Origin of the sequence: Microbulbifer variabilis, assembly GCF_023716485.1 — a bacterium.
In the GTDB taxonomy this organism is placed as follows: domain Bacteria; phylum Pseudomonadota; class Gammaproteobacteria; order Pseudomonadales; family Cellvibrionaceae; genus Microbulbifer; species Microbulbifer variabilis_B.
Window position 1 is genome coordinate 4,152,773 of record NZ_CP092418.1, and the last position, 26,269, is coordinate 4,179,041.

Below are 26,269 nucleotides of genomic sequence, written 5' to 3' on the forward strand. Positions count from 1 at the left end.
TGTGTGAGGCTCCTTGCAGTGCATAAACACCGTAATTTTATTAAAAATGTTTTAGATGTTGTCCCGCTAGAAAGTGCTGTAACTCAGGCCCAGGGCATAAGTCGACCCGTACTCTTCATATTGACCGTTGAAACCAGAGTTATGCACATAATAAGGCTCATCGGTCAAATTCACTCCGGTGAATGTCAGTAGTAAACCGTTGTTCAAGTGGTAGCGCACAGAGAGATCCAATTGTAAGTGATCCTCTTCATAACGATCACGGGATGCATCCTCCATATCTACCTCCAGCAATCGCTCGCTGCGAAAAGCAGCAGACAAGCGCAGGCTAAAAGCATCTCGCTCATAACCGACAATAAAATTTCCCACCAGATCTGCTTGGGATGACATAGAAATTTTGTCGCTGCGTTGACGACCCGGCCCCAATCCTAGACTGGCTTCAGAGTCTGTGAAGGTTGCGTTAGCACGCAGTAGGAAACCATTATCGAAGCCCTGTGTCCAAGCCAGTTCCGCACCGTTAATCCGTGCCCTTTTACCATTGATAGGTTGAAGTATTTCGGCCTCTTCCACTATCAGGTTACCGATATACTGAGTAAAGTCCGCGCTACTGGAAACATCGGACATCACTATAAAATTATCGATAGACTTGTGGAACAATCCCAGCGATAGCATACCCAGATGATCCGCGTAGTATTCTGCGGAGAAATCCAGGTTGCGAGATTCATAAGGTTGCAGAGCTGGATTGCCGGCTTCCACTTCTAGCTCACCATCGTCGTACTCAATTTGCGCCGGCGAGGGATTCAGATGGCCAAACGAGGGGCGCGACAGGGACTCGGTGTAGGCCGCACGCAGCACAATATTATCGCTGTAATCAAGCTTGAAGTTTACACTAGGGAAGAAGTGATCGTAATCGCGCTGATAATTGACCGCACTTGCATAGACCTCATCGGCAATGAAATCGGCACCGGGTACTGGCTCTTCGGATTCAATCACACGCATTCCTTTGGCACTGAAATCGGTGCGTTCATAGCGTACTCCAAAGACCCATTGAGCGCGATCAAGTTCGATGGTGTTCATTACGTAGAGCGCACTGATGTCTTCCTGCATCTGGTAATCACGCGCAGAAGAGAGGGCGGTTTCAGTTTCATCCATCTCAAAACTAGCAATCTTGCGATTAATAAATCGATTGAGATTGCCTGGATTAACTCCCGGTCCGAAGGTATCGAGACGGTAATTAATATCGTTACGAACAAAATCTGCCAAGGTATAGTCACCGGCAAAACCATCATAAACGCTGGCATTCAGATCACCACGTTTTTCCCTCTGGCGTTCGTGCAGGCCAAATTGCACAGTTGAGTCATAGCTGCCCCAGTTTATCTCCCTGGTAAAATCCAGACGTAAACTCAACTCTTCATCCTCGGTGAAATTATCCTCAATAACCAACTCGTCCAGTTGATAATTGGCGGGATCTAATATTTTTTCAGCGTCGCTACTGTCCACTGCCATACGCGGAGTTTTACCCGCTTCCACATAACCCAGGCGCAGCGGTTCAAGGACAAAGTCGGTATCGCGTCGATGTGGCTCAGATTCCTCCGCGTAAGAATAACCCAGCACGTAGGCAAGACCCCATTGTTCGAAATTATGCTCTCCACCCAATACTGTTGAAATAATCTCCTGTTCTTCCAGACGATCTTTCAAGGATTTTTCCAGTGCCGCCTCTTCCCAAATGGCGCTATGTCTGGAAATCGTCTCTGGCTCATCGCGCTCTGTATCCAGTTTCCAGGAATTGCGTTGACGGATCTCCTGATCTGAGAAGTCGGAATAGAGATTATGCAGATAGATTCGTGCACCACTACTCAATTTCAGGTCGAAATTCGCGGCCATACCGGTGCGCTCACGAGTAATGGTGTAATCCCGCTGTTCTATTTCAGTTGCCCCAATCCCCTCACTACCGTCCTCGGCCACAAGCGCTTCCCAGCTACCATCGGTTTCAATATTTTCAGAACCGAAATCTCGCTGCTGATGACTGACTGCCAGAGCGACACCAAAGCGCCTGTTGCCATCAAGATCGAAAACATTGGTCATGGTGGCTGCATATTTTGGACTGTGCTCCTCTTGCAGTTCGCTATAACTGTTTTCAACACTGAATTTATAGCGACTGCCATCGTAGTCCAGCGCGTTAATACTCTTGATTTCTATGGCCCCGCCGATGGAGTCTGCACTCATATCCGGTGTAAGGGTTTTGAATACTTCTAAGCTGGCAAGTAGGTCTGAGGGGATGACATCCAGAGCCACAGCGCGACTGCCAATTTCTGGTGCGGGCAGACTGACGCCATTGATGCTGGCGGCATTCAAGTTGGGATCAATACCGCGCACCCCCACAAAACGTCCCTCACCCTGGTCGCGGGCAATAAAGACTCCAGGCATCCGCTGCAGGGCCTCTGTTACATTGGCATCCGGCAACTCACCAATGGCATCAGAAGTTTGTACTGCCACCAGCTTGTTGGAGTCACGCTGACGATCCAGGTCGCTGCGCGCATTGTTGGCCTGAGCAGTAACCGTCACCGTTTCCATGGTGCGGGCCTGGCTCTCTTGTGCATAAGCATTGGCACTCAAGCCGTTATTAGCACAAAAAACTGCTATGGCAAGCGCGGTAACGGGGGTGTTGGGCGTTTGAAAATTGATGGTTGTGCTTTTCATGGCGTCCCACTCCAATTAGTCCCGGCGGCGTATTTATTGGGGCGCAGACTAGTAGGCGACTATGAACTTTACATGACGGTTTTTTTAAGCTGTCATCAAGCTTTCAGAAATAGCTGGAAAAATTCCCAGATAAATTAAATATTCTTATTTATCGCTTTTTATTAACCTCTTTTAATTAATCGATAGCGGAAAAGATATGTCATCGATTTAATTAGGTCAGGTTAATTTAATTTTATTAGGTTCCCCGCAACGGAGCAGCAGCAATGAAAGATTCCCCTAAAAACCCTGACCGTAGAAAGCTATTGAAGGCCATTGGTGGTGCCACGGCTGCGGGCGCCGCAACCAGCTTTATGTCTGGCTGCGGATCGGAGCATCATCGGGAGAATCTCTCATTTCAGGAAGTTCCCCACAGCTTGGACTTCAATCATCATTTACCGCAGGGTTACAGCGCCGATATCCTGCTACGGTGGGGCGACCCCATTGTCGCTAACCTCAAAGAATTTGAGCCGAAACAATTGACGGCGAAGGGACAATCTCAACGCTTTGGCTATAACAACGACTTTATCGCCTTTATGCCATTGGCGGAGAATACCCCTGCCGGGCACGGAGATATCCACTGCCAGAGTGGTAACAGCGATCGCGGCCTACTATGTGTAAATCACGAGTACACCCAACCACACCTGATGTTCTCTGGTTACAACGATGAGTACAGTGCCACGCGGGGAGTCAGTGCCGAGCATGTAGCCATAGAACTAGCCGCCTGTGGCCACTCGGTAATAGAAATTACACGTACCGACAAAGGCTGGCAGCCGGTTCTGGAGAGCCCCTACAATCGCCGCATCACCGCGACCACGCCGATGCAAATTAGTGGCCCCGCCTCCGGAGACAAACGCTTGCAAACAACCGCAGATCCCTCTGGCACCCAGGTGCTCGGTACCATTGGCAACTGCGCCGGTGGCAAGACTCCCTGGGGCACGGTATTGGTGGCCGAGGAGGGATTTGGTGGCGCCTTCCAAGGAGATCCCAACAAAATCGAGGATACTCGCGAGGCGCGCAATCACCTTGACTTCGGCGTAAGGCCCCACAATCGCAACTTAGGTGATTACGACCCGCGCTTCGATATACAGCAAGAACCCAACGAACCCAATCGTTTTGGTTGGATGGTGGAATACGACCCCTACGACCCGCAATCTATACCGCGCAAGCTGACCACCCTGGGCCGCTTTGAACACGAGGGCTTTACCCTGGTCTGTAAGCCGGGCCAACCGGTGGTGGCATATGGCGGCGATGACGACGAACACCAATTCGTTTACCGCTATGTCTCCAAAGAGGCTTATCTGCCCAAAGATCCAACCCACAATCGCAATTTACTGACCGAAGGCACCCTCTATGCGGCACGCTTTGATGCGGATGGAAGTGGGAAATGGTTGCCACTAGTTTTTGGGCAGGGCCCTCTAAACAGCAACAACGGTTTTCATAATCAAGCAGATGTCTTGATTGACGCACGCCAGGCCGCTGCACTGCTGGGCGCCACTCCCATGGACCGCCCGGAGGATGTAGAGACCAATCCCCACAACGACTGCACCTATGTGATGCTAACCAAGAATAAAAGCCGCGCCGAAGACGGTGTGGATGCGGCTAATCCCCGTCACCAAAATACTGCCGGGCATATTTTGGAAATTGTGCCCCCCATCAAGCCTGGTAAAAAAACCGGCCGAGATCACACCAGTGACCAATTCCGCTGGCAACAGTTTTTACTTGGCGGCAACCCCAATGCGGAGAACCCCAAGGAGCGCGGCGCTTACGGGCAGCAATCCACTTACAATATTTCTAATCACGGCTGGTTTACCAACCCGGACAATGTCGCCTTCGATCCTCATGGCAACATGTGGGTGGCCACTGACGGCTGCGAGCGTTTCGGCTTCCACGACGGCCTCTGGGCCATGGCCACCGAGGGGCCAATGCGCGCCGCGCCCAAACACTTCTTTGGATGCCCGCAGGGCGCTGAGGTGTGCGGCCCCGAGTTTACTCCCGATGGCACAACTCTGTTTATCGCAGTGCAACACCCTGCCGACGCCCTCAACTCTACTTACGACCACCCCTTACACCGCTGGCCGGATAACAACCCGGAACTGCCACCGCGCCCCTCGGTATTGGCCATCTATAGGGACGATGGCGGTGAAGTGGGCAGCTAGTCATCCCAGAACGGCGCACTTTCACACGAAGCCGCCGGTCCTGCTAGAATTTTTTAATCGAAGCCTATTTTTGGCGGCTCGTCGTTGGTCTCCAATAAGAGACCGGTGACCCTTCAGTTGAGGTAACCCATGTTATCGAGGTACACCGCGGTACTACGCCGCCTTGCAGCCATACTGGCGGTGACCGCTGGCATTTCACTCTTCGGCCTACAAGTGCAAGCCCAGGTGCCAGAAAACCCCGTTAATCTGCGGGGCAGTGGCGCCAGTTTCCCCTATCCGATTTATGTGGAGTGGTTTCGCCAGTTTACCCACCGCGAGAACAATATTTTTATTTTTTATGAAATGAGTAATAGCGGGGACGGCATCCGCGATTTCCTCGGCCATACAGTAAATTTTGCCGCCTCAGATGCGGCCATAGAAGTCGATCAACTCAAGAAACTCAAAGAGGGAGGTGTTGTATTACCCGTCACTGCCGGGCAAGTAGTGTTAGTGTTTAATTTACCGGGTATCAATAGACTGAAACTATCGCGGGAAGCCTATGTGGGCATTTTTATGGGCAAGATCCGCCATTGGGACGATCCAATCATCGCCGCCAGTAATCCAGATATTAAATTACCACGCACAGATATTTCAGTGGTTACCCGCTCTGAGAGCTCCGGAACTTCCTATATTTTTTCCGGCCACCTCAGCGCCGTTAGTGAAGAGTTCCGTGAGAATATTGGCCTGGACCGAACACCCGACTGGCCCCGACTGTCGACTTTTAAAATCGCACCAGGTAACCAGGGTGTAGCGGCCAAAGTACGAGAAATACCCGGTGCCATCGGTTATGTGGAGCACGGCTTTGCCAACATCGTCAATTTACCGGTAGCAATCCTGGAAAACCGCGCCGGTCAATTTATCGAAGCCAATGCCAAGAGCGGAGTAGCTGCATTAGAAGAAGTGGAATTTCCCGATAGCAAACTGCCCGTGAGTGGCGCGCCCAACCTGATCGCCTGGGTCTGGGACCCCAAAGGTAAAGATGCCTACCCGATTACTAGCTTTTCCTGGTTGCTGCTCTACGCCAATCAGAAAGATGATGTTGCCCAGGCTCTAAGACAGATGCTGGTCTTTATGTTGAGCCAAAATTCCCAGTCGGAAGCCGGCAATATCGGTCTGGTACCTCTACCGGAAAATGTGCGTATCAGGGTGCTCAACGCAGTGACCTATGTGCAGTAGCTCAGCCCTCCGCCACTGCATACTCTAAGACACGATTGCGACCTGTCCTTTTGGCCCGGTAAAGAGCGCTGTCGGCATGCTGCAATAATTCCAGCACGTCTCTCTCTCCCTGCAGCTGGGCCACGCCAATGCTAGCGGTAAACTGCACCGGCCCCAGAGCGGACTTGATCATAATTTTGGCGATATCTTCATGGATACGCTTGGCAACAGCCAGCGTACCTGGGCCATCGGCACTAACCAGTAGTGCAAATTCCTCACCGCCTATACGCCCAAACACATCCACCTCACGCACATGCTGGGCTATTACCCGGGCAGTGGCACACAAGGCCTGATCACCGATCAGGTGGCCATGGCAATCATTGATTGATTTAAAGCGGTCTATATCCAACATCAATATACCCAGGGGAATTTGCTTGCGTTGAGCCAATTTGAGCAAAAGATTGGACTCTTCAAAAAAACTGCGGCGATTGTGAATGCCGGTAAGTGGATCGGTACGTGCCTCCAATTCCGCCCTGGCCTTGGCAGCCTCCAACTCCCGAGTGCGTGACTGCACCAACTCCTCAAGATCAATCTTGGATACTTCCAGCTGTTGCAGGTATTTTTTTTCCGCCCGATCCTTCTGTAACCGCAGGCGCTGCACCATTAAACCGATCGCTGCCATAATCGCCAGCATCTCCACAAAAGAGGCCACCGGCGGCCAATAGTAGTTGACCGGGTTGTGCACCACATAACCGAGATCACGCATTGCCTGCACCAGTAGCCCCAGCACTAGGGTGGCCCACCCCAGGGCAAACACTCCTGCAGCATTCTCTCCCTGGCGCCAGCGAATCATCGCGATCGGCACGACCAGGGGATAACAAAGCAACGCGATGATCATGGATATTTGGGAAAGGGCCTTCAGCTCTAAAAACACGCAACCAATCAGGAAAGCACCGTTGAGTAACATCAGCTGTAAGAGGAAGTCCAACTTTGGCGTGTACTGACGGGTTTCGAGAAATGTCCGTGCAAAGACAAGCCCGGCCATAATTGCCACAGCCCCACTAAGAGAGCCGTATCCCCAGTGGAAGCTGCCGGTCATCAGGTATTGATGGGTATATCCAAGCACCGTACCCCACACCAGGATTTTGCTGGCGCAGTAAAAAGAATAGATATAGAGAATCTTTTCTTTGATTGCGATCGCTCCCACCAGGGCAAAGACCGCCATTAGAAAGTAGCCTCCAAACAGAAAAGCGATTAGGCTCGTCTCACCCTTACTATTTTGTTGCAATGCCTGGGGGCTCCAGATACGCAGACTGGGAAAGACCACACCCAATTCGCCAGAATCAAACCTTACCATTAGCTCCTGAGTGGCCTCCGGTGCGATGGTCACTGGAAAAACAAAACGGTTATGCGCCACCTGCCGACGGGTAAAAGGCTCATAAATAGAAAGGTTGCTCACCTCGCGGAAGAGATCACCACTGCCCGCCTTCCGACTAAAAGCTTGCAAACCGACCAGCTGGTGATCGACATACTCAATATTTAGGGTTAGCGGGTGGCTGTCGCGATTGCGCAACGTAAAGTGAGACCAGAAAACACCGGCGCTTAGACCGGTGGAACCCGCTGTTTCCAGAATGCGAAACTCTCCCAACTCATGAGCTTGTCGTGCACTATAAATATCGCTCTCTCCACCCTTGTCGTGCCATATCGCATGGAGTCCGGTGGAATTTTCCCCCTGCTCATTGGTGTTCACGTCCAGGGGAGTATGCGCCCATACCGGAACCTTGGACAGGAAAAGGGCATAGAAGGTTAATAGTAGAAAAACATAGAAAGAGGGACGAATGTACCAACATTTAAAAATAGAACGCCGCAGATCCAGTAACCGCAGTCTTATTATTCTGTCTTTCATAGTCTTGGCGCGCGGGGATAACACTTACCCCTTATAATGCCTTCCTCCAGAGCAGTAAATGACAGCCTCTCACTTAACGCGAGACATTCTGGCTAGCTAACGCTTTCACAGTGATCAATCCGCCCCCTCAATAAAGTTTTGCATATCTTTTGGCTCTCAATCGGAGCACCATAGGTACTAGCAACCACTAAAGTTCGAATTTACACAAAAGACACAACATTGCAGCAATTCCCTTATTAATTACTAATCCTTGATCACAGAGATTACTCCACTGTCTCAATGCTTATCCGTATACGCTCGTTTTGCGACAAGTATCTAACTGAGTAAGGTGATATCAGAAAAAATATCGGGTCTTAATTGAGCAATTTGTGTCAAAGATCGTGATGCGAGAAACACTCCACAAATAAACATTAGAGCGAGCATATAGTAATGAAAGCGCTGTGTACTCATACGCAAGATGCGATGCTTAGCAAGGTAAACTCCAATAATCCCTCCAATACCAATAGCAACGCCATAACTTGCCAAATTCATGGTGATAGCACCAAAGCTAAGGTAAGTCATTATTTTGGTGGCCTGTAAGACCATGGTGTTCAACGCCTTGGTTGCAATCAAATTTTCCTTATCAACGCCGTAATTGATAAAGAAGGGATTCTGCACCGGGCCAATAGCACCAATAATCCCAGAGAGAAATGCGACTACTACACCTAGGAAGAAAAAGTAGGGCAAACGCATTGGAAAAGAAGATTGTTTTCTACCGAGCCGATATTGAACTAAAGTGGACATCAAGAAGATGCCCACAAGGAGTTGAAGCCATATTGGGTGCATTTGACTATAAATATAGGCACCAACCATCGCCCCCAGAATACTACCGGGTAGCATCCAGCAAATAACGCTCCAGTTAATATATGGCCAAAAGAACAACACGCGGGAAGGTGCGGCAATAACACTGCCAATCGTAATCGTAGGAGCCACCAAATGTGGCCCAATCAAGAGACCGACTAGTGGAATCATCAGCATGGCCCCACCACCGGCAGCGAGGGTGCAGATATACCAGGAGAGGGTCCCAAAGATTAGTAAAACTGGGATTAGTATCATGCTCTTATCCGCAGCACAAAGATGCCTCTGTTAGGCAGGCAATAAATTTGCAGGCGATTGATAGCCCGAAGAGTCAGTCAATATAGACCATAGAAAGATCGGTAGAAATAACGAAGAAAAGTCACTTCTCCAATAGACTTAATCTTCACCGCGAATTACCCAGGGAGAATTTACTAGCGGTTGCCCCGTCTCAGCCACCTCACACTCCAGAATTGCGCCCTTTGCAAAGCCAGAGATATCTATAGAAAAACCGACGAAACCACCACGGCCTGCACCATTTGCGCGTAGATCAGCACGATATTCATTCGCTAGAACTTCGCCCTTATAGGCCCCATCAACTTTCACACGCAGTACAACCGCATCATCGCTTTGCTCGGGAATAGCACACCCTAGAATATGTTCCTTGGCCTGACCGCTAAGCAAGCCGGCCACAAATTTCATGCCGTTCTTGAAAAGTGAGACTCTCCATTCAAATTGTGACACTGCCTTATCATATAGATCAATTTCACGAGCATTCCTAATACACGTTTCATCTAATTGGTCCTGAGGAATATCATATTTCCCCTTAAGATCCTCACGCCCTAAGTTCATTGTTAAATACGGAATTTCTATTCCATATTTATTATTAAGCAACTGTAGGGATTCATCATACCTCTCAGTCAAACCAACAAAACCGAAAAGTGGCCAGGAAAACCTACGGAAAATTTTTAGCTGCCGATTGGTGAATGATGACTTTCTATAAAAAGACTTAAAACTGTCTTTATACCCATTATGTCGAGAATAGTGTTTATATTCTGACACCAACCTCTGTATTGGATCTCGCAAAATTGTTACTGTATTTTCCAGGCCAAATATTGGAAGATAACGTACTGAATTTGAATGACCTGCAAGCATTTTAACATTTTTGTATTTCATCTTCTGAAAAAATACCCATAGATCAGGATTATCACCCATCCAAGCTTTCACAATATCGCTGGTATGCTTCGATCCTGGGCCGTAATCAAGACAAATACTACCATCGCCAAAATATGTTGATGCGCCAAACCGAAAGCTTGTTCCTGCAGTTTTTGGAACATGAATAAATAAAAGTGGGTTCACCACCATAAAAATCCCTTAAGAATGGTGTGTAATATGTTCCCGATGCTCCCAAAATGACAACAAAAATACAGAAGGGGAACACATCAAGAAAATGATAAAGAATTGTCTTTTGAATATCTTATCTCTTAGCCAATTCGTTTCTTGTAAAACAATTACTTATCATTATGCATCACTTAATCATAGTTAGGTTTAGTGATGTGAACAACCATCTGACTATTTCCTAACAAACAAAGGGCATAACTGTGACTACAGTCTTCTTTTGGCAATTAGTTAATGATATTTAGACAACAAAACAATAAGTCATAGAATATTGCTCAGGTGTATTTTGACTGTACTGGCACAATAAAGCCACAGTGAAAGCATGCTTCACCACAGTACAACACAGTAATCAGTAGCATCTCGTTATTGAGTAAAACGCATCGTTCATGGGGGAATCGAAACACGGAATAATCGAAACGAGTCGACGAGAAAACTTGTGCAGACACCCCAACTGACGTTCGGGGTGCCTGTTCATTCTGACTGGGCAGCTTAGATGGAGAAGAACTGCTGTATACCCAGCAGTACATTGGTGGTGGCTACCGAGGCGAGTATCAGCCCCATCACCCGGCTGACGATACTGGCGCCAGCATCCCCTATAAACCGATAGATCCAATTTGCGGTTAGTAACAGTGCAATCACAATCCCCAATACCGCCAGCATCGCCGTGGCAGTGTTGAGTTGATGCATCATATCAAAGCGATGATTATCGGTAAGTACCACTGCCGCCAGCATGGCGCCCGGCGAGGCTATTGAGGGCACCGCCAGCGGGAATATCGCGGTCTCATGGCCCTCGCGGACAATCTCCATCTCCTGCTCAGGTTTACTATCACCAAATATCATGGTGAGGGCAAACAGGAACAACACTACGCCACCTGCCACCTGAAAAGCTGACAGCGGTACACCTATTGCCTCCAACAGGAATTGACCGACCAATAAAAAGAACAGCAAGATGCCAGCGGCTACCAATACGGCCAGCCAGGCGATTTTGCGTTTTTGCCATTCGGCGTGACGGGAAGTGACCGCAATAAATACCGGCAGAGTGCCCACCGGATCGATCACCGCAAAGAAAAAGACAAAACTACTGATCCAATCGTTCAACTGGTACTCCGGCGTGCCGTGCTACTATCCGCTTATTCCCTGCCGCGGGGAGATCGGCAAGCGCCGGGGCGGTGGAATCTGGTAAGGCGCGGGTTAACCCCGTCAGCCACCCCAAATGCTCCCCAGGCAGATGCTTAACCTGAAACTCAAAAACCAAGTCTAGTGCATGACCAATCACTCACCGACCGCCCGCCGCATCGCGAAGACCATCCTGAATGGTTTTGATGCGTATTTCGCAGACTATCAGAACATCACTCTGGGCGCCAAGGCGCGCTTTGAGACCGCTTCCTGGCAGGCCGCACATGAGGCCAACAAGGAACGCATCGACCTGTACAAAACCAAGGTCAACCAAGTGCTCAAACTGGTGCACTCAGTTACCAGTAAAGATACCAGTCAACTGGAACTGTGGCGGGATGCCCGCGCCACCTACGCACAACTAATCGCCAATCACAGCAACTACGAGATTGCCGAAACTTTCTTCAACTCTGTCTTTTGCAGCCAATTTCGACACGCGGATATTCACGACAAAAATATTTTCGTCAAACCCTCTCGCGCACCAGACGACAAACCGCTGCGGGATTACAGCATTTATATCAGCTATAGCGGGCGTGATGGACTCGAATATATGATCGAGGACATCCTCAAAGACTTCAGCTTTTCCGCCCCTTGGGAAAATATGCAGCGGGATATCGAAAATATCTGTGCACTTTTACGCGAGGCGCCGCTGGCCAAGCTGGAGAATGAAAAACAGCTGCGTGTAGATATGCTGGAGTCTGTGTTCTACCGCAACAAGGCCGCCTATTTAGTGGGTCGCATGATTTTTAATGGCGAAGTGGTACCTATTATTCTGCCCTGCTTGAATAACGGCCGTGGTGGTATTTTTGTGGATACCCTGCTGCACAGCAATGATTCCGCTAGTATTATCTTCAGCTTCACCCGCTCCTATTTTATGGTGGATGCGCCCATTCCTTCGCGTTTCGTGCGCTTTCTCTCCACTATTATGCCGCTCAAGGAAAAGTCGGAACTGTACAACTCCATCGGCTTCCACAAGCACGGCAAGACCGAATTCTACCGCCATATCCTTGCTCATATGAAGGTGAGCAACGACCAGTTTGTAATAGCACCCGGCATCAAGGGCATGGTAATGAGCGTATTTACCCTGCCCTCCTATCCAGTGGTATTCAAAGTCATTAAGGATCGCTTCGATCGCCCAAAAACCGTCACCGAAGAAATTGTGCGGGAGAAATATAAATTTGTATCCCGCTCAGACCGCGTTGGGCGTATGGCCGATACCCAGGAATACACCAATTTCATCTTCTATCGCAATCGCTTTAGTGAAGAACTACTGCGTGAGCTACAGGAGGTAGCACCCTCCAAACTGGTCATTAATGAGAAGTGGGTAATTATCCGGCACCTCTATGTAGAACGGCGCATGGAACCCCTCAATCTCTATTTACAAACCTCCAACGAAGAGGAAACTCGAGAAGCGATGGAGGAATATGGCAATGCCATCAAGCAGCTAGCAGCAGCCAATATCTTCCCCGGCGATATGCTTCTTAAGAACTTTGGTGTGACCCGTCACGGCCGCGTGGTCTTCTACGATTACGACGAGCTGTGCCCGCTGACGGAGTGCAATTTCCGCAAGATTCCCGAAGCGCAAACACCCGAGCAGGAACTGGCAGACAAACCTTGGTACACCGTGGATGAAGCGGACGTCTTCCCAGAGGAGTTCCGCCTGTTCTTCTCCGGTAATCCCACCGCGCGCTCAGCTTTTGAGAGGTTGCACAGCGACCTCTACGATTATCGATACTGGAGGCGCCTGCAAGACCGTATCCGCGCCGGGCATGTGGAGAGCGCCTTCCCCTACCGGCGTAAGTGGCGCTTCCATCGCCGTGCTCCGGCCATCGCCCGCAACAAATAAGCACTCAATCTATGGCTATATTGGTAGGAGGCCCCCACAATTCGAATAGGTGATCAGTGCGCATACTTGCATGGGCCGCAACTCTAGCGGCCCTGGCTCTATTAACAGCCAGTGGCTGCGGTTATCTGCCCAGTGAAATGACCATTCCCGGCAAGGAAAAGGCGCCGCCTCCTCACGCCCGTATCACTGGAAAACCCCAAGTAGTCAGCTGCGCAACTCCAGCACAGGGATTTCGCCCAATTCCATTCGACAACCTCTACACCTTCACCGGCAGTGAACCCCAGCCTTTTCAGGAAAAGGCCAGTGTGCCAATGCAATACGATGTACTGGCCTATGTTTGGGGTAGCGAGCCCTGCGCACCCAGCGCCTTTTGCAAAAGAGGGGATTACTATTGGCTGATCGGGCGAGGACCTGGCAATGATTTCCAGACCTGGGTAGTTACCCCACAGTTTCCACGTATGATTATCCAGTCGACTTGCTATGAATGGCTGCAAATCGGACAACGCTATCGCTTTTCATTCAGTCGAGGAAAGTTGGTGGGGTTCAGCCGGGACTAAGTGAGCCAAATTACTGTGAGTGCTTTTAAAGCTTGCAAACCAGTTCTTGTCGAAACCAACTAAGTTCAAGCGTCAGACTGCTTCTTCAAATAGCGGTATATAGCATCCTGGGAACGACAGTTTTTTTTGCCAGAGTTGGCAATTTTAGTATTACTCTGACTCGCATCCACAATCCGAGCTTTTTGATTATCACTCCATTGCAGCTCCAAAATTTTTCGAATCGTCTCACGGTGATCAGTATTCATAATTGGAAAAGTCACTTCCACCCGGTGATCTAAATTACGAGTCATAAGATCTGCTGAAGAGAGCCACATTACCTCCTCTCCACCGTTATAAAATATATAAACACGCGCATGCTCCAGAAATTTATCCACCAAACTGACAACATGAATATTATCAGAAAGACCCGCTGTCTCACACACTAAGGTGCACATACTTCGTACAATAATTCTTACTTTTACTCCTGCGGCACTTGCACTGTAAAGCCGATCCACTACCTGGCTATCCACCAAGTTATTACACTTAAAAAACAACTCAGCTCTATCGCCCCTTTGGGCGGCCTCAATTTCTCGATCTATTGCCCCCAAAAGCGCAGCACGGTTTGTCAGGGGTGAAACTGCGATATGCTGAAACACCGGACGACGTCGAGTACGCCGAATAAATTCGAAAACATTGTAGACATCCTGGCCCAACTCCTGATTATTAGTTAACAAACTAAAATCACAGTAAATTCGCGCAGTACTTTCATTAAAATTACCTGTCCCCAAATGACTGTAAAACCTATCTTTACCCTGTTCTCGACGAAGAATAGAAATCAATTTACAATGAACTTTCAATCCTGGAACACCATAAATAACCTCTACCCCCGCATCGAAAAGCTCCTTCGACCAGTGGATATTTGCCAACTCATCGAATCGCGCGCGTAACTCAACAACAGCAATGACTTTTTTATTATTCCGCACGGCATTGATCAAAGCAGCCACCACCCGTGAATTCTTTGAAACCCGGTAGAGATTGATCCGAATTTCTCGCACCTGTGGATCAATTGCTGCAGATGCGAGCAAATTGGTGATTACGCGAAAATCATGATAAGGGTAATAATAAAGCCGATCGGCACTGCGAATATGTGCAAAGGCGCCCCCCTTACCAGGTAACGTTGGCAGCGGTAATAGTGGCTTATAGATATAACTCCCAGAATCTGCGGGGAACTTCATCAGATCTTTGGAGTTGTGGTAGCGCCCACCGGGTGTATAAGTATCATAGCGCCCCATTTTTAACTTTTTCTTCACCATATTTAGGAGCACTTCAGGCATTTCTGCATCGTAAGCAAGGCGCACTGGATCGGCGCGCTTACGCCTCTTGAGAGATTTCTCCATACGGTCCACGAGGTTTTGGGTTATCTGCTCACCCAATTCAAGCTCAGCATCACGGCTAATCTTGAACATATACGCTTTGGCCGAGCGAATCGGCAAAACCTGGCGAAACACCTCCACCAAACAGGCCCGTATAATATTGTCGAGAACAATATATACTTTTTCACGCATTCCCTCACGGGGTGGAATCACAACAAAACGCGATAAAGTATTGGTGGGAATTTCCATTGCCGCATAACGCTGGATACCATCTTTTAAACGCAGAAAAATGGCAAAATAGATACTCGCCTCATTAAGCAGCGGCATAGTATCAAGGTCATCAATAAAAAAAGGCTCCAGCTCTGGCAACACTTCCCGATGGAAATATTCTTCGACAAAGGTGCGTTGGTGCTCAGTTAGCGTGGTTTCCCTAACTACATGGATATTGTGTTTATCGAGATCTGCCAGTGCTTTAGCGTAAGCTCGTGCATAACGTCGTTGCAGGCGCAGTACACGCTCATTAATTTGCCCGAGTAGTTTGGCAAAATGTCTTTTCTCCTGTTCAGCCCCTGCGAACGCGGCAAGACGGCGCACATCTGCTACACGTACACGGAAAAATTCATCGAGATTGTTAGAGAAAATTCCCAGGAAACGCACCCGATCAATAATGGGTACAGTTTCGTCTTCAACTTCCTGTAGCACTCGCTCATTGAAGGACAACCAGCTCAACTCTTTTGGGTATAGAGGGATATCGTTAGGTATTGAAGGTTTGTAATACATATTCAACCGGAGTGAATTTCCCTGCCCCAAGAATTCGATGCCAATTTAGGGGAAGTACATATCGAACAACTTATAGGGGCACAGGCATCAACCTATGACGAGCTATTCTCGCGAAAGGAAGATTTACGCGCATTTTCGTCACAACCAGGGGGAAGACCCCGCCAGATTGAAATAATCAACATGAGCACAAGGTTATACAGTTAATAGTAGAGTAGCTTGCCGTCTTAACTAACACGGGCCTAAGGATGTCGATGCAATCACCAAGTGAGCGCTACGTTGCGCTCGACCTCGGCTCCAACAGCTTCCACCTGTTGTTAGCGGAATTTCGCGATCAACGCATGGTACGCCTGCATACCGACCGCGCCATGGTGAGACTGGCAGAGGGGCTGGACGCCCACCGCCACCTAAACCCCGTGGTATCGGAGCGCGCCCTGACCGCTCTCACTCGCTTTCAACCTGTACTACAAAAACTACCAGTCGATCATATTCGCGTCGTCGGTACCAATACCCTGCGCGCCGCCGCGGCTAATGCCGATGGTTTTCTCGAAGAGGCCGAATCCATTCTCGGCGTGCCCGTGGAAATTATTAGCGGTATTGAGGAGGCACGCCTGATTTACAGTGGCGTAATGGCCGCCGCCGACGGCCCACCACGGCTTCGCTGCATTATCGACATCGGCGGTGGCTCCACCGAACTGGTGCGCGGCAGCGAATCCCCCCAACAGTTACAAAGCCTGGAAATGGGTTGCGTTTCCTACAGTAGACGCTTTTTTGCCGATGGCCTGATCAGTGAAAATACCGTCAACCATTTTAAGCGCGCACAGCGCGCCGCCCGCGCCGAGTTGCAAGGGTTACAACACATTGCCGCCGAGGCGGAAGTTATCGGCTGCTCTGGCAGCGTGAAGGCGGTTTCACGGGTACTGAATGGAGGAGAGGTGGCGGATATCGTGCACGAGGATATCGACCGTCTCGCCAAAGAAGTTGCCAAGGTGGAGCATATCGCCGAACTGGAGCTGCCCGATCTCGACGAGGAGCGGCACCCGGTATTCGCCGCCGGCCTGGCAATCCTGCACGCCATCTTCTGTGAATTGGATATCCAGCGCATGGAGGTTTCGCCCTATGCCATTCGCGAGGGCATAGTGCATGACCTGGCGGGGCGGCTGCACGGTGGCGATCGCCGTGCCAGTACTGTAGACGCTGTGGTACAGCACTGGCAGATTGACCAGAACCAAGTGCGTCGAGTGAACGACACCGCCCTCAAACTATTGCAGCAATTGCGCCCCGAATACCCGCTGGAAGGAAGGCAACGACTGCGCTGGGCCATCCAGCTACATGAAGTGGGGCTGGCACTCACCCACAGCAGCTTTCGCAAGCTCGGTGCTTATATGATCAAGCATGCAGATATGGCTGGATTCTCCAACGGCGAACAGGAGCACCTGGCCTACCTAGTGCGCAACCAGCGCGGTCCAATCAAAGCACCAAAAGAGCACTACGGTTTCCACCCAAGCCCAGATTTACTGCTGTGTCTGCGCCTTGCCAGCATTATTCATCGCGACCGCACAGAGCGCACTTTGCGGGGAATCAACTTGGCAGACCAGGGAGATGCCTATCGCTTGCAAATTGAGCGTGAATGGCTGGATAGCAGCCCGGCGATAGAGGAATTGCTTTACCAGGAGGAGCAGCACTGGCAATCACAGACACGCCCTCTACGCCTACTTGCGGTATAAGCGTCCCTGCGAATAGCGATTAATGCCGGTAACATGCCTGGCAACATTTATTTTTAGCCCAAACCCAAAATCTATGAAACTCAGCGAAGTTACCCTCAGCCACCGCTACGCCGATATGGGCGATGCCTTTGGCCGCCGCATCAACCCCACTCCCTTCAAGCATCCACAGCTTATCGATATCAATCCCGCTGTGCTGCAGCTGCTGGGTATCAATGCCGCTGAGGCGAGCAATCCCGACTGGGCCCAACTGGGGTGTGGTGCCAAATTGTTTCACGGCAGCCGACCCTTTGCCATGAAGTACACAGGCCATCAATTCGGCGTCTACAACCCGGATCTGGGCGACGGCCGCGCCCTGCTGTTGGGGGAAGTTGAACACCAAGGCAAAAGCTGGGAATTACATCTGAAAGGCGCCGGCCAAACCCCCTATTCCCGCTTTGGCGACGGCCGCGCAGTGTTGCGCTCCACCATTCGCGAATATCTCGCCGGCGAAGCCCTAAGTGGCCTGGGCATCCGCTCTACCCGCGCGTTGAGTATCGTCGGTAGTGACGAGCCGGTAACCCGCGAGCAAATTGAAAAGGGCGCCATGTTGATCCGCGTGGCCGAAAGCCATGTACGCTTCGGTCACTTCGAATACCTGTTTTACACCAAGCAGCTGCAAGCCCAACAACAGCTTATCGGCGAGATCTGTCGGCGTTTTCTCCCCGACTCCCAAGAACTCAGTATTGGTGAACAGGCAGAGGCCATGCTGCGCTTTACCACCAGACGCAGTGCTGAACTGGTGGCGGGCTGGCAGGCGGTGGGTTTCGCCCACGGCGTATTGAATACCGACAATATGTCGATTATTGGAGACACCTTCGACTACGGCCCCTATGCCTTTCTCGATGACTACGATCCCACTTTTATCTGCAACCATTCAGACCATACCGGCCGCTACGCCTTCGAGCAGCAGCCCGGTGTAGTACTTTGGAACCTGAATGCCCTGGCCCACTCTCTCTCCGGCTTTGTCAGTGTAGAGGCACTGCGAGACTGCCTGGAGCAGTTCCAACCCCAGGTGACCGATGCCTTTGCTGCGAGGATGCGCGCCAAATTGGGGCTCACCACCGAGGAGGAGGGCGATCAGGCACTCTGCGCAGATCTACTGCAGTTGTTACAACAGGGGGAGGCAGACTATACCCTCTTCTTCCGCGCCCTATCCCGCTACCGCGGAGAGCGTCCCGCCCAAGGACTTCAGGAATGTCTCGCCGAGGCTCAGCACAGCGCCCTTGAGCAGTGGCTGGGGCACTACGATCGACGCCTGGCGCGTGAGCACAGTGATTCCTGCGCCCGCAACCGAGCCATGCTGGCGACAAACCCCAAATACCTATTGCGCAACTACTTGGCACAGAAGGTTATTGAGACCGCCGAAACCGGTGATTACCAACCCTTGCATACCCTGCGCCAGCTACTGCAGAGCCCATTTGACGAGCACTCTCAACACGAAGTCTGGGCCAGCGCTCCCCCAGAATCCGGCAAGCGTATCCCGTTGAGCTGTAGCTCTTAATAGGGCCAAATTGGTACAACTTGCGAACAAATTGCCGGTATTTGCGGTCAAATGTCGTCTGTATGCGGTTATTTTTTTACCCGATGATGACTTATGCGGTGTCGCTGCAAGTGACTTGCTGTAAGATCTGGGTCACCCACTGAATAGAGGAAAACCTACAGATGATCAGAAACCTGCTCCTGGCCACATTCGGCCTGTTGTTCGCCCTGCAGGCCAATGCCGCAGATGTTGTAGGCAAGTGGCGCACTATTGATGACGAATCCGGCAAGCCCAGATCCATCGTGGAAATTTATGAAAAGGACGGTAAGTACTTCGGCAAGATCGTCCAGCTATTGCTGAAGCCCAATGACACCATTTGTGAAAACTGCCCAGGTGACCTAAAGGGCAAGCCTCTTGTAGGAATGGACGTGATCACCAATATGGTGCAGAAAGGCAAGAAATACGAAGGCGGGGAAATTATGGACCCGGTGAAAGGCAAGGTGTACGACTGCAAGTTCTGGTTGGAAAACGACAACACCCTGAAAGTGCGTGGGTACCTCGGTTTTCTCTACCGCACCCAGACCTGGCACAGAGTCGAAGAGTAAATTACAGGGCCCGCATTGCGGGCCTTTTTTTTGGCCGGCTGCCACTGGTTAGTCAGATTCTGACAGCCAAATCGACCGCTCCATCGCACAGCGCAAATCCCAGCCACTGAAGTGCTTCTAGAGAACCACCCTGCCACTCTCATCGGTAGAGGCGCGTGCGGATACTACCTTGGCATCCTCACTGGTATCGATACGCACTTTAGCGCTCATACCCGCACGGAGCGGCGGCGCATCCTTGAGGGGGTAGAGGCGCAAGCGCACCGGTACCCGCTGTACCACCTTGTGCCATTCGCCGCTGGCATTCTGCGGCGGAGTAGGTGAAAACTCACTACCACTGGCCGGACTCATGCTGTCCACCTGGGCCTGCCATTCAAAGTCCGGGTAGGCATCGAGGGTCACCTCCGCCTGCTGGCCCGTGCGCACCCTGGCCAGCTCGGTTTCTTTAAGGTTGGCCTCTACCCACAAGCCGCTGGTGCCCACCATAAACAGAAGGCTCTCGCCGACGGTGGCCATCTCTCCGACTTGTGGCAGGGTATTGGCGATCACGCCATCCATAGGTGCAATAATACGGGTACGCGACAGTTGATAATTGGCCTTGTCCAACTGCGCCTGGGCCACCTTGAGGTCGGCCTGCTCTTCCAGGGCCACACTGGGGTCGCCGCCCAGCTCGGCACGCAGGCTGGAGAGCTTTTCCGCATTAATGGTGATCTGCGCGCGGGCCCGCTCCAGCTGCTGGCGGGCGCTATCCAACTCCGCTTCAGAGAAGGCCACCTTGCCCAGTTTTTCATTGCGCTCCAGTTGGCGTCGGTAGAAGTCTGCATCTTTACGCGCCTGCTGCAGGGCGGCATCCGCCTCGGCATATTCGGCGCGGCGCGCCAGCAGATCATTGCGCACCTGAGCCAGGCGCGCCTCAGCTTCGGTCACCGCCAGCTCATAAGCCGTGCGGTCAATTTGAATCAACAACTGGCCCTTAAAAACCGGCTCATTGGCACTGACCAACACCTTGGTCACCACACCATGAACTTCTGGTGCCAGGGAAACTTTATCCGCCTTTACATAGGCGTTTTGCGTCTCGACGATATCGCCGCCGCCATACAGGCTCCAGCCGGCCGCCAGGGCGACAAACGCCAATCCCAGGGCGGCCCCCAGCTTGCGCATCGCACTCGGCTTTAGCTTCAGGTGCAGCTTGTCAGTCACATTCAATCTCTTCGCCTACCAGATTCTTGCGCAGCCGCCCGAGCAGCGTCTGCAGTTGTCCTATTTCCGCCGCAGTAAAGCCATCCAAGGCGTGACTGCGGGTCTCCTCCGCCAGGTCTCCCAGCAGCGCCATAGCCGGCTGTGCCCGATCGGTCGGATAAATCCTAAAACAGCGCCGATCCTCTGGATCGGGCCGTCGCTCCACCAGCCCTTCGCCCTGCAACTTGTCGAGCAGGCGCGCCAGGCTGATCGGTGCCATCTCCAGGCGTCCCGCAAGGGCTGTTTGCTTCAGTCCCTGCTCCCGTGTCAGATGCCAGAGCACCTGCCAGCGGGCATCGCTGAGGCCGTGATCCCGTGCTCGGCGGTCAAAGTTACGCCGCAACAGGCGCGCCGCGCTATGCAGCGCAAAGCTCATCTCGGTTGCGCTGTCTTTTCCGGACCCGCCCATCCCTGACATAGTCTCCCCCCTTTTTGAGGGCGCTCATTATAAGCCTGCTTATTATTTCATCAATGCGCGGCTTATCAATACTAAAAACTGGCAATAAAAAAGCGGTCGCAATGACCGCTTTTACCGTGCCACATTAGTAAAGGCTTATTTTTCCAGCACCTCGATGCTATCGACCTTCTGAAAGCCCCGTGGCAGCTTGTTGCCCCGTCGGCCACGCTCACCGCGGTAGTGCTCCATTTCCGAGATTTTGATCTTGGTATGGCGCTTACCGGCATGCACGACCAGCTGGTTTTTACCCTCCAACACGGCGATTCCCACCACCACTTCCTCGCGGCTAGCAGCGCGCGCGGCAGTGATATTGATAATCTTATTGCCCTTGCCTTTCGATAATTCCGGCAGCTCTGTAACGGGGAACACCAACATGCGTCCCTCCGAGGTTACCGCCGCCAACAATGCCTCTTCGGGACTGTCTAACAACTGCGGCGGCAAAACCTGGGCACCTTTAGGCAGGGTCAGCATGGCCTTGCCCGACTTGTTGCGCGACTGCAGGTCGGCGAGCTTGGCGATAAAACCATAGCCCGCATCGGAGGCCAACAGAACCCGCTGGTCGTCCGACCCCATGAGCAGCCCCTCAAATGTGGCACCGGAAGGCGGGTTGATACGGCCACTCAATGGCTCGCCCTGGCCCCGCGCTGATGGCAAGGTATGGGAGGCGATGGAATAACTGCGCCCGGTGCTGTCGAGCAACAGCGCCGGCTGGTTACTCTTGCCGTGCGCGGCAAAACCGAGATTGTCACCGGCCTTATAACTCAGTGCCGCCGCATCGATCTCATGACCTTTAGCGGCACGAATCCAGCCTTTCTCAGAAACCACCACGGTGATGGGGTCGGAAGATAGCAGCTCCGATTCGCTAAATGCCTTGGCTTCCTCACGGGCCACGATGGGCGAACGGCGTTCATCGCCGAACTCCTTAGCTGCAGCCAGTAATTCTTTCTTGATCAAGGTTTTAAGGCGGCGCTCACTGTCCAGAGTCTTGGTCAGGGTATCGCGCTCTTTCTCAAGCTCCGCCTGCTCACCGCGAATTTTCATCTCTTCCAGGCGCGCCAACTGGCGCAGCTTGGTATCGAGGATGTAATCCGCCTGTATATCCGTCAGCTCGAAGCGGTCCATCAGCTCCTGCTTGGGCTCGTCGCTGGTACGGATAATCTCGATTACTTCATCGATATTGAGGAAGGCTACCAACAAGCCGGCCAACAGGTGCAGGCGCTTCTCTACTTTATCAAGGCGGAACTGCAAGCGGCGGCGCGTGGTAGTGGCGCGGAAGGTTAGCCACTCGCGCAGGATCTTATCGAGGGACTTCACCTGCGGGCGGCCATCGATACCGATCATATTCATATTGACCCGGTAGTTGCGCTCCAGGTCGGTGGTAGCGAACAGGTGATTCATCACCGACTCCATCTCCACCCGGTTGGACTTAGGCACAATCACCAGGCGGGTGGGATTTTCGTGATCCGACTCATCGCGCAGGTCGCTCACCATCGGCAGCTTCTTCGCCTGCATCTGCTGGGCGATCTGCTCCAGCACCTTGGCGCCACTCACCTGGTGGGGAAGCGCGGTAATCACAATATCGCCGTCTTCCTTACCCCACAGGGCGCGCATTTTGATAGAGCCGCGACCACTGGTGTAAATCTTACGAATGTCTTCGCGCGGGGTAATAATCTCCGCCTCGGTGGGCATATCCGGACCGAGAATATGCTCACACAGTTCTTCCACTGTGGCCTTGGGGTTTTCCAGCAGTGCCACCGTTGCGTTAACCACTTCGCGCAAATTGTGCGGCGGAATATCGGTGGCCATACCCACGGCAATACCGGTGGTACCGTTTAACAGGATATTCGGCACCCGCGCTGGCAGCACACAGGGCTCATCCATGGTGCCATCAAAGTTTGGCTGCCAATCCACTGTGCCCTGGCCCAGTTCCGACAGCAGCACTTCAGAATATTTGCCCATGCGCGACTCGGTGTAACGCATAGCCGCGAAGGACTTGGGATCATCCGGCGAGCCCCAGTTGCCCTGGCCATCAATCAACGGGTAACGGTAGCTGAACGGCTGTGCCATTAACACCATCGCTTCATACACGGCACTATCGCCATGGGGATGGTACTTACCGATCACATCGCCAACCGTGCGCGCAGACTTCTTATACTTGGCAGTATTCTTCAGGCCCAGCTCGCTCATGGCGTAGACAATTCGCCGCTGTACAGGCTTCAGGCCGTCACCGATATTCGGCAGGGCGCGATCCAGGATCACATACATGGAGTAATCCAAGTACGCCTTCTCGGTGTACTCCTTTAACGGCAGGCGCTCTGTGGCCTCATAGACAGAGGTGTCGGTCATACAGCACTCGTTATTCGATTCGGAAGGAGCGGATTATGGCGGACTGGGGCGGGAGGTTCAAAGGGGGTTAAGTTACTATTGCTAGGCCAATATCTCTAGATTGGGAAGAACCTCGACATCAGTAAGCTTGAAAAGCAAAAATTATTTCACCCGGCTACCCGACTATAGACTGCTGCAACTTGCATCTACTGGGATTGCCAGACCCAAGCCTGAACCTGGTTACCTGTCCACAGCAAAACTTATAAGAAGTAGATCAAGCTTATTAGCTCTGCAACACTTTCATCTCTGGCAAAAGCTTCTACTTACAAGCTTAAAGCCTTTTAACTATCCATAAATCGCTTATTATTAATTTTTTACAAAGTAAATTTTTTCTTGTTTTAAAGCAACAACTACTATCTTTTATATGCCGAGTAAACAACATCAAGATCTTCAAAAAACTTCATACTTGGCAAAGCAATCCTGATTACCTACTTTTCACTCAACTCTTGATTACATATATACCGTAGGGAGCTCTAAAAAATGAGGCTTTTGTTTAGAGCTCCCTAAAAGCAGAGTGAACGCTCGGCGAACTTGATTGAAAGGGTAAGGTGTGAAGAGCAACGAACCCCTTCATCATGCTGGACTATTTGAAGAGCCTGCTAGAACCGCCAAGCTTGCTTTTCTACGAGCCGCTCGTCTTCACTACCAAACTTTCCTAACAACATTCAGCCCGATCAGCCTAGAAAGCTCTTTAGCTTCGGGGTCTACCGACCTTGCCGCTCGACTAGCATCAGCCATGGCTTGCCCACTTATCGCGGACCACTCCACAAAGTAACCGTTCTGACTGGCCAACTGATCTACAAATACCCGCTGCGAACGCCCATTGCCCTCACGAAAAGCATGGATCTTGTTGATCCAACCTAAATAGAAACCCGCTCTCTGGCCAAATGCTCTTGGATCGAGGCCCTGCAGATATCCTTCAGAGGCCAGCTGTTGGAAGCACTTGCTGCTCTCTTTCTCAATCAAGCTATAAGGGAGAAAAAGCTTATTACCTTTACTAATCTCTACTTTTCTTGTTTTCCCCGCGAATGGGTACACATGTCGAAATAAGCGTCGATGGATTTCACATAGATGTACAAGATCAAAGGTGGGAGTCACGGGAGAGGCTATCAGATCTGCCAATGTGCGCTGAGTGATCACCCTTTCCGCTTCGTTAAGAGATGACGTATCAGTAAATCCTAACAAGTTCTTTAGGCATTCTGAATTGTGCAACAAGTACGGGTCGTACTCAGAAATATCATACTGGGCGTAGGCATCCATGTCTAAAACTCTAATGGTCTAAAAGCTAATAAATTTATTCTTTCGTTTTGGTATTTTGGGCTTTGAAGGCATCCACTATTTTCTGAATATCTTCTTCCGCATCAACTTTTCCAGAAATGATATCTCTCATTCGCTCTTCCTCTTCAGGAGTCACCTTGAGGCCTTCTATTCGGCATGAACCCGCAGCCTGAGCAGCGAGGAATTCAGCGGTGATACGCTTATCCTGCGTTTTCATAAAATCCTCCCGTATTCTGGGGAAATACTGTTTTGGTCGTTCAATCTATTGTAAGGCTTACCTAGGACCTCTGCCCCTTCCTGTCTATCAGGTGGTTTGAGGTATATTTTATGATGACTAACACTCATTGCGCCACTATCAAATCCTAGACTAACTGGTTCTCAGGTAAGTCTTCATAAAGCATTGAGCCCCAAAGTCTCATCAGTAGTTTCCCACTTAGTCCATGTCTGACCGCGGCCTAACTGCCTTATCAGTCAATCTCCCTTTACCCAACTAGCCATATACACTGGATATGCTATCCAGAAGTACATTACATCCCTCTTTTCTTCCACCTAAGAACCCGTCTTGTGTCAACCCATTTCACTAATTCTAAGATTAACCTAAAAATTACATATCAAACTTGACTTAACTGAAAAGACAGCCGAAAGATTGATATATCCAAGCATTTTTAAGAAACTTATTTCTTGACCTAGAAAAGCAGCCAACTAGGTGAAAAAACCAATTAAACTAACTCATATTTATAGTTACATTAAGTAAATAAAAAGCAAAAACCTACACAAGCATGCATCTACCCCCTCAACAACACTAATTCAATATACTCACCGGACTCGACAACATTCAATTTGACACTTATTTTTTTACCTTTAAAACAAAGCAACAATTAAATTTTTTAGCAACAAAAAGCTTCTTCTACCCAAAGCAAACAGGATCATAAAGTTTTTTTACAATATATCTTCAAAACTTTCTCAAGCACCCTCAACCAACCACTTAAATAAATATTTTCAAAGCAGCACTAGATTCAGCCGCTTTTTATAGGCAGACCCCCGCACAATTCCCTACTGAGAGATTTTCACCTAACACTTTTTCGAGCTTGCTATTCTTTATCAGAGTTCATGCATACCAAAAGAAGATAGGC

At 50.7% G+C, this 26,269-nt stretch carries 18 protein-coding genes; 7 read left to right on the forward strand and 11 right to left on the reverse strand.

The features are described 5' to 3' along the window. Nucleotides 1–66: 66 nt before the first annotated feature. On the reverse strand, nucleotides 67–2,697 hold the full coding sequence (locus tag MJO52_RS18365; RefSeq protein ID WP_252083405.1) for a TonB-dependent receptor: 2,631 nt from the start codon (nucleotides 2,695–2,697) through the stop codon (nucleotides 67–69). 263 nt (nucleotides 2,698–2,960) lie between these two features. Here MJO52_RS18365 and MJO52_RS18370 point away from each other — a divergent pair, with 263 nt between their 5' ends. Then, complete coding sequence (locus MJO52_RS18370; protein WP_252083406.1) at nucleotides 2,961–4,892, forward strand: PhoX family protein; 1,932 nt, start codon at nucleotides 2,961–2,963, stop codon at nucleotides 4,890–4,892. 129 nt (nucleotides 4,893–5,021) lie between these two features. Beyond that, nucleotides 5,022–6,107 carry a phosphate ABC transporter substrate-binding protein PstS gene (gene pstS, locus MJO52_RS18375; protein WP_252083407.1) on the forward strand — a complete coding sequence of 362 codons (1,086 nt, stop codon included), beginning with the start codon at nucleotides 5,022–5,024 and terminating at the stop codon, nucleotides 6,105–6,107. A gap of 1 nt (nucleotide 6,108) precedes the next feature. On the opposite strand, the gene MJO52_RS18380 is transcribed toward pstS, so the two are convergent. From MJO52_RS18380 to MJO52_RS18395, 4 genes are all read right to left on the reverse strand, one after another. Next, complete coding sequence (locus MJO52_RS18380; RefSeq protein ID WP_252083408.1) at nucleotides 6,109–7,992, reverse strand: diguanylate cyclase; 1,884 nt, start codon at nucleotides 7,990–7,992, stop codon at nucleotides 6,109–6,111. A gap of 315 nt (nucleotides 7,993–8,307) precedes the next feature. After that, nucleotides 8,308–9,087, reverse strand: a complete 780-nt coding sequence (locus MJO52_RS18385; protein WP_286036988.1) for a sulfite exporter TauE/SafE family protein — start codon at nucleotides 9,085–9,087, stop codon at nucleotides 8,308–8,310. Nucleotides 9,088–9,225: 138 nt separating this feature from the next. Continuing rightward, nucleotides 9,226–10,191 carry a sulfotransferase family 2 domain-containing protein gene (locus tag MJO52_RS18390; protein ID WP_252083410.1) on the reverse strand — a complete coding sequence of 322 codons (966 nt, stop codon included), beginning with the start codon at nucleotides 10,189–10,191 and terminating at the stop codon, nucleotides 9,226–9,228. 522 nt (nucleotides 10,192–10,713) lie between these two features. Beyond that, nucleotides 10,714–11,322, reverse strand: a complete 609-nt coding sequence (locus MJO52_RS18395) for a MarC family protein (RefSeq protein ID WP_252083411.1) — start codon at nucleotides 11,320–11,322, stop codon at nucleotides 10,714–10,716. A gap of 166 nt (nucleotides 11,323–11,488) precedes the next feature. Here MJO52_RS18395 and aceK point away from each other — a divergent pair, with 166 nt between their 5' ends. Both aceK and MJO52_RS18405 read left to right on the forward strand, forming a co-directional pair. After that, on the forward strand, nucleotides 11,489–13,243 hold the full coding sequence (aceK, locus tag MJO52_RS18400; protein ID WP_252083412.1) for a bifunctional isocitrate dehydrogenase kinase/phosphatase: 1,755 nt from the start codon (nucleotides 11,489–11,491) through the stop codon (nucleotides 13,241–13,243). A gap of 56 nt (nucleotides 13,244–13,299) precedes the next feature. Beyond that, nucleotides 13,300–13,800: a hypothetical protein gene (locus MJO52_RS18405; RefSeq protein WP_252083413.1), complete on the forward strand. Its 501-nt coding sequence runs from the start codon at nucleotides 13,300–13,302 to the stop codon at nucleotides 13,798–13,800. Between the two features lie 65 nt (nucleotides 13,801–13,865). On the opposite strand, the gene ppk1 is transcribed toward MJO52_RS18405, so the two are convergent. Beyond that, nucleotides 13,866–15,932, reverse strand: coding sequence for a polyphosphate kinase 1 (ppk1, locus tag MJO52_RS18410; RefSeq protein WP_252083414.1), 2,067 nt, complete (start codon nucleotides 15,930–15,932; stop codon nucleotides 13,866–13,868). A 251-nt stretch (nucleotides 15,933–16,183) separates the two neighbouring features. Between ppk1 and MJO52_RS18415 the strand changes: the two genes are divergently transcribed. The 3 genes from MJO52_RS18415 (at nucleotide 16,184) to MJO52_RS18425 (ending at nucleotide 19,780) form a co-directional block, all read left to right on the forward strand. After that, nucleotides 16,184–17,656, forward strand: a complete 1,473-nt coding sequence (locus MJO52_RS18415) for a Ppx/GppA phosphatase family protein (RefSeq protein ID WP_252083415.1) — start codon at nucleotides 16,184–16,186, stop codon at nucleotides 17,654–17,656. 73 nt (nucleotides 17,657–17,729) lie between these two features. Beyond that, nucleotides 17,730–19,196, forward strand: a complete 1,467-nt coding sequence (locus MJO52_RS18420; protein WP_252083416.1) for a protein adenylyltransferase SelO — start codon at nucleotides 17,730–17,732, stop codon at nucleotides 19,194–19,196. Between the two features lie 161 nt (nucleotides 19,197–19,357). Continuing rightward, entirely contained in the window at nucleotides 19,358–19,780 is a 423-nt protein-coding gene (locus MJO52_RS18425; RefSeq protein ID WP_252083417.1) for a DUF2147 domain-containing protein, read from the forward strand. Nucleotides 19,781–19,897: 117 nt separating this feature from the next. On the opposite strand, the gene MJO52_RS18430 is transcribed toward MJO52_RS18425, so the two are convergent. The 5 genes from MJO52_RS18430 to MJO52_RS18450 all read right to left on the reverse strand — a co-directional run bounded on the left by MJO52_RS18430 (nucleotide 19,898) and on the right by MJO52_RS18450 (nucleotide 25,353). Then, complete coding sequence (locus tag MJO52_RS18430; protein WP_252083418.1) at nucleotides 19,898–20,977, reverse strand: HlyD family secretion protein; 1,080 nt, start codon at nucleotides 20,975–20,977, stop codon at nucleotides 19,898–19,900. Next, complete coding sequence (locus MJO52_RS18435; RefSeq protein ID WP_252083419.1) at nucleotides 20,970–21,425, reverse strand: MarR family winged helix-turn-helix transcriptional regulator; 456 nt, start codon at nucleotides 21,423–21,425, stop codon at nucleotides 20,970–20,972. The genes MJO52_RS18430 and MJO52_RS18435 overlap by 8 nt, the downstream gene beginning before the upstream one ends. Nucleotides 21,426–21,569: 144 nt before the next feature. Continuing rightward, nucleotides 21,570–23,819: a DNA topoisomerase IV subunit A gene (gene parC / locus MJO52_RS18440; RefSeq protein ID WP_252083420.1), complete on the reverse strand. Its 2,250-nt coding sequence runs from the start codon at nucleotides 23,817–23,819 to the stop codon at nucleotides 21,570–21,572. Between the two features lie 681 nt (nucleotides 23,820–24,500). Continuing rightward, entirely contained in the window at nucleotides 24,501–25,118 is a 618-nt protein-coding gene (locus MJO52_RS18445; RefSeq protein ID WP_252083421.1) for a Fic/DOC family protein, read from the reverse strand. 34 nt (nucleotides 25,119–25,152) lie between these two features. After that, nucleotides 25,153–25,353, reverse strand: a complete 201-nt coding sequence (locus tag MJO52_RS18450; RefSeq protein ID WP_252083422.1) for an antitoxin VbhA family protein — start codon at nucleotides 25,351–25,353, stop codon at nucleotides 25,153–25,155. Nucleotides 25,354–26,269: the final 916 nt, after the last annotated feature.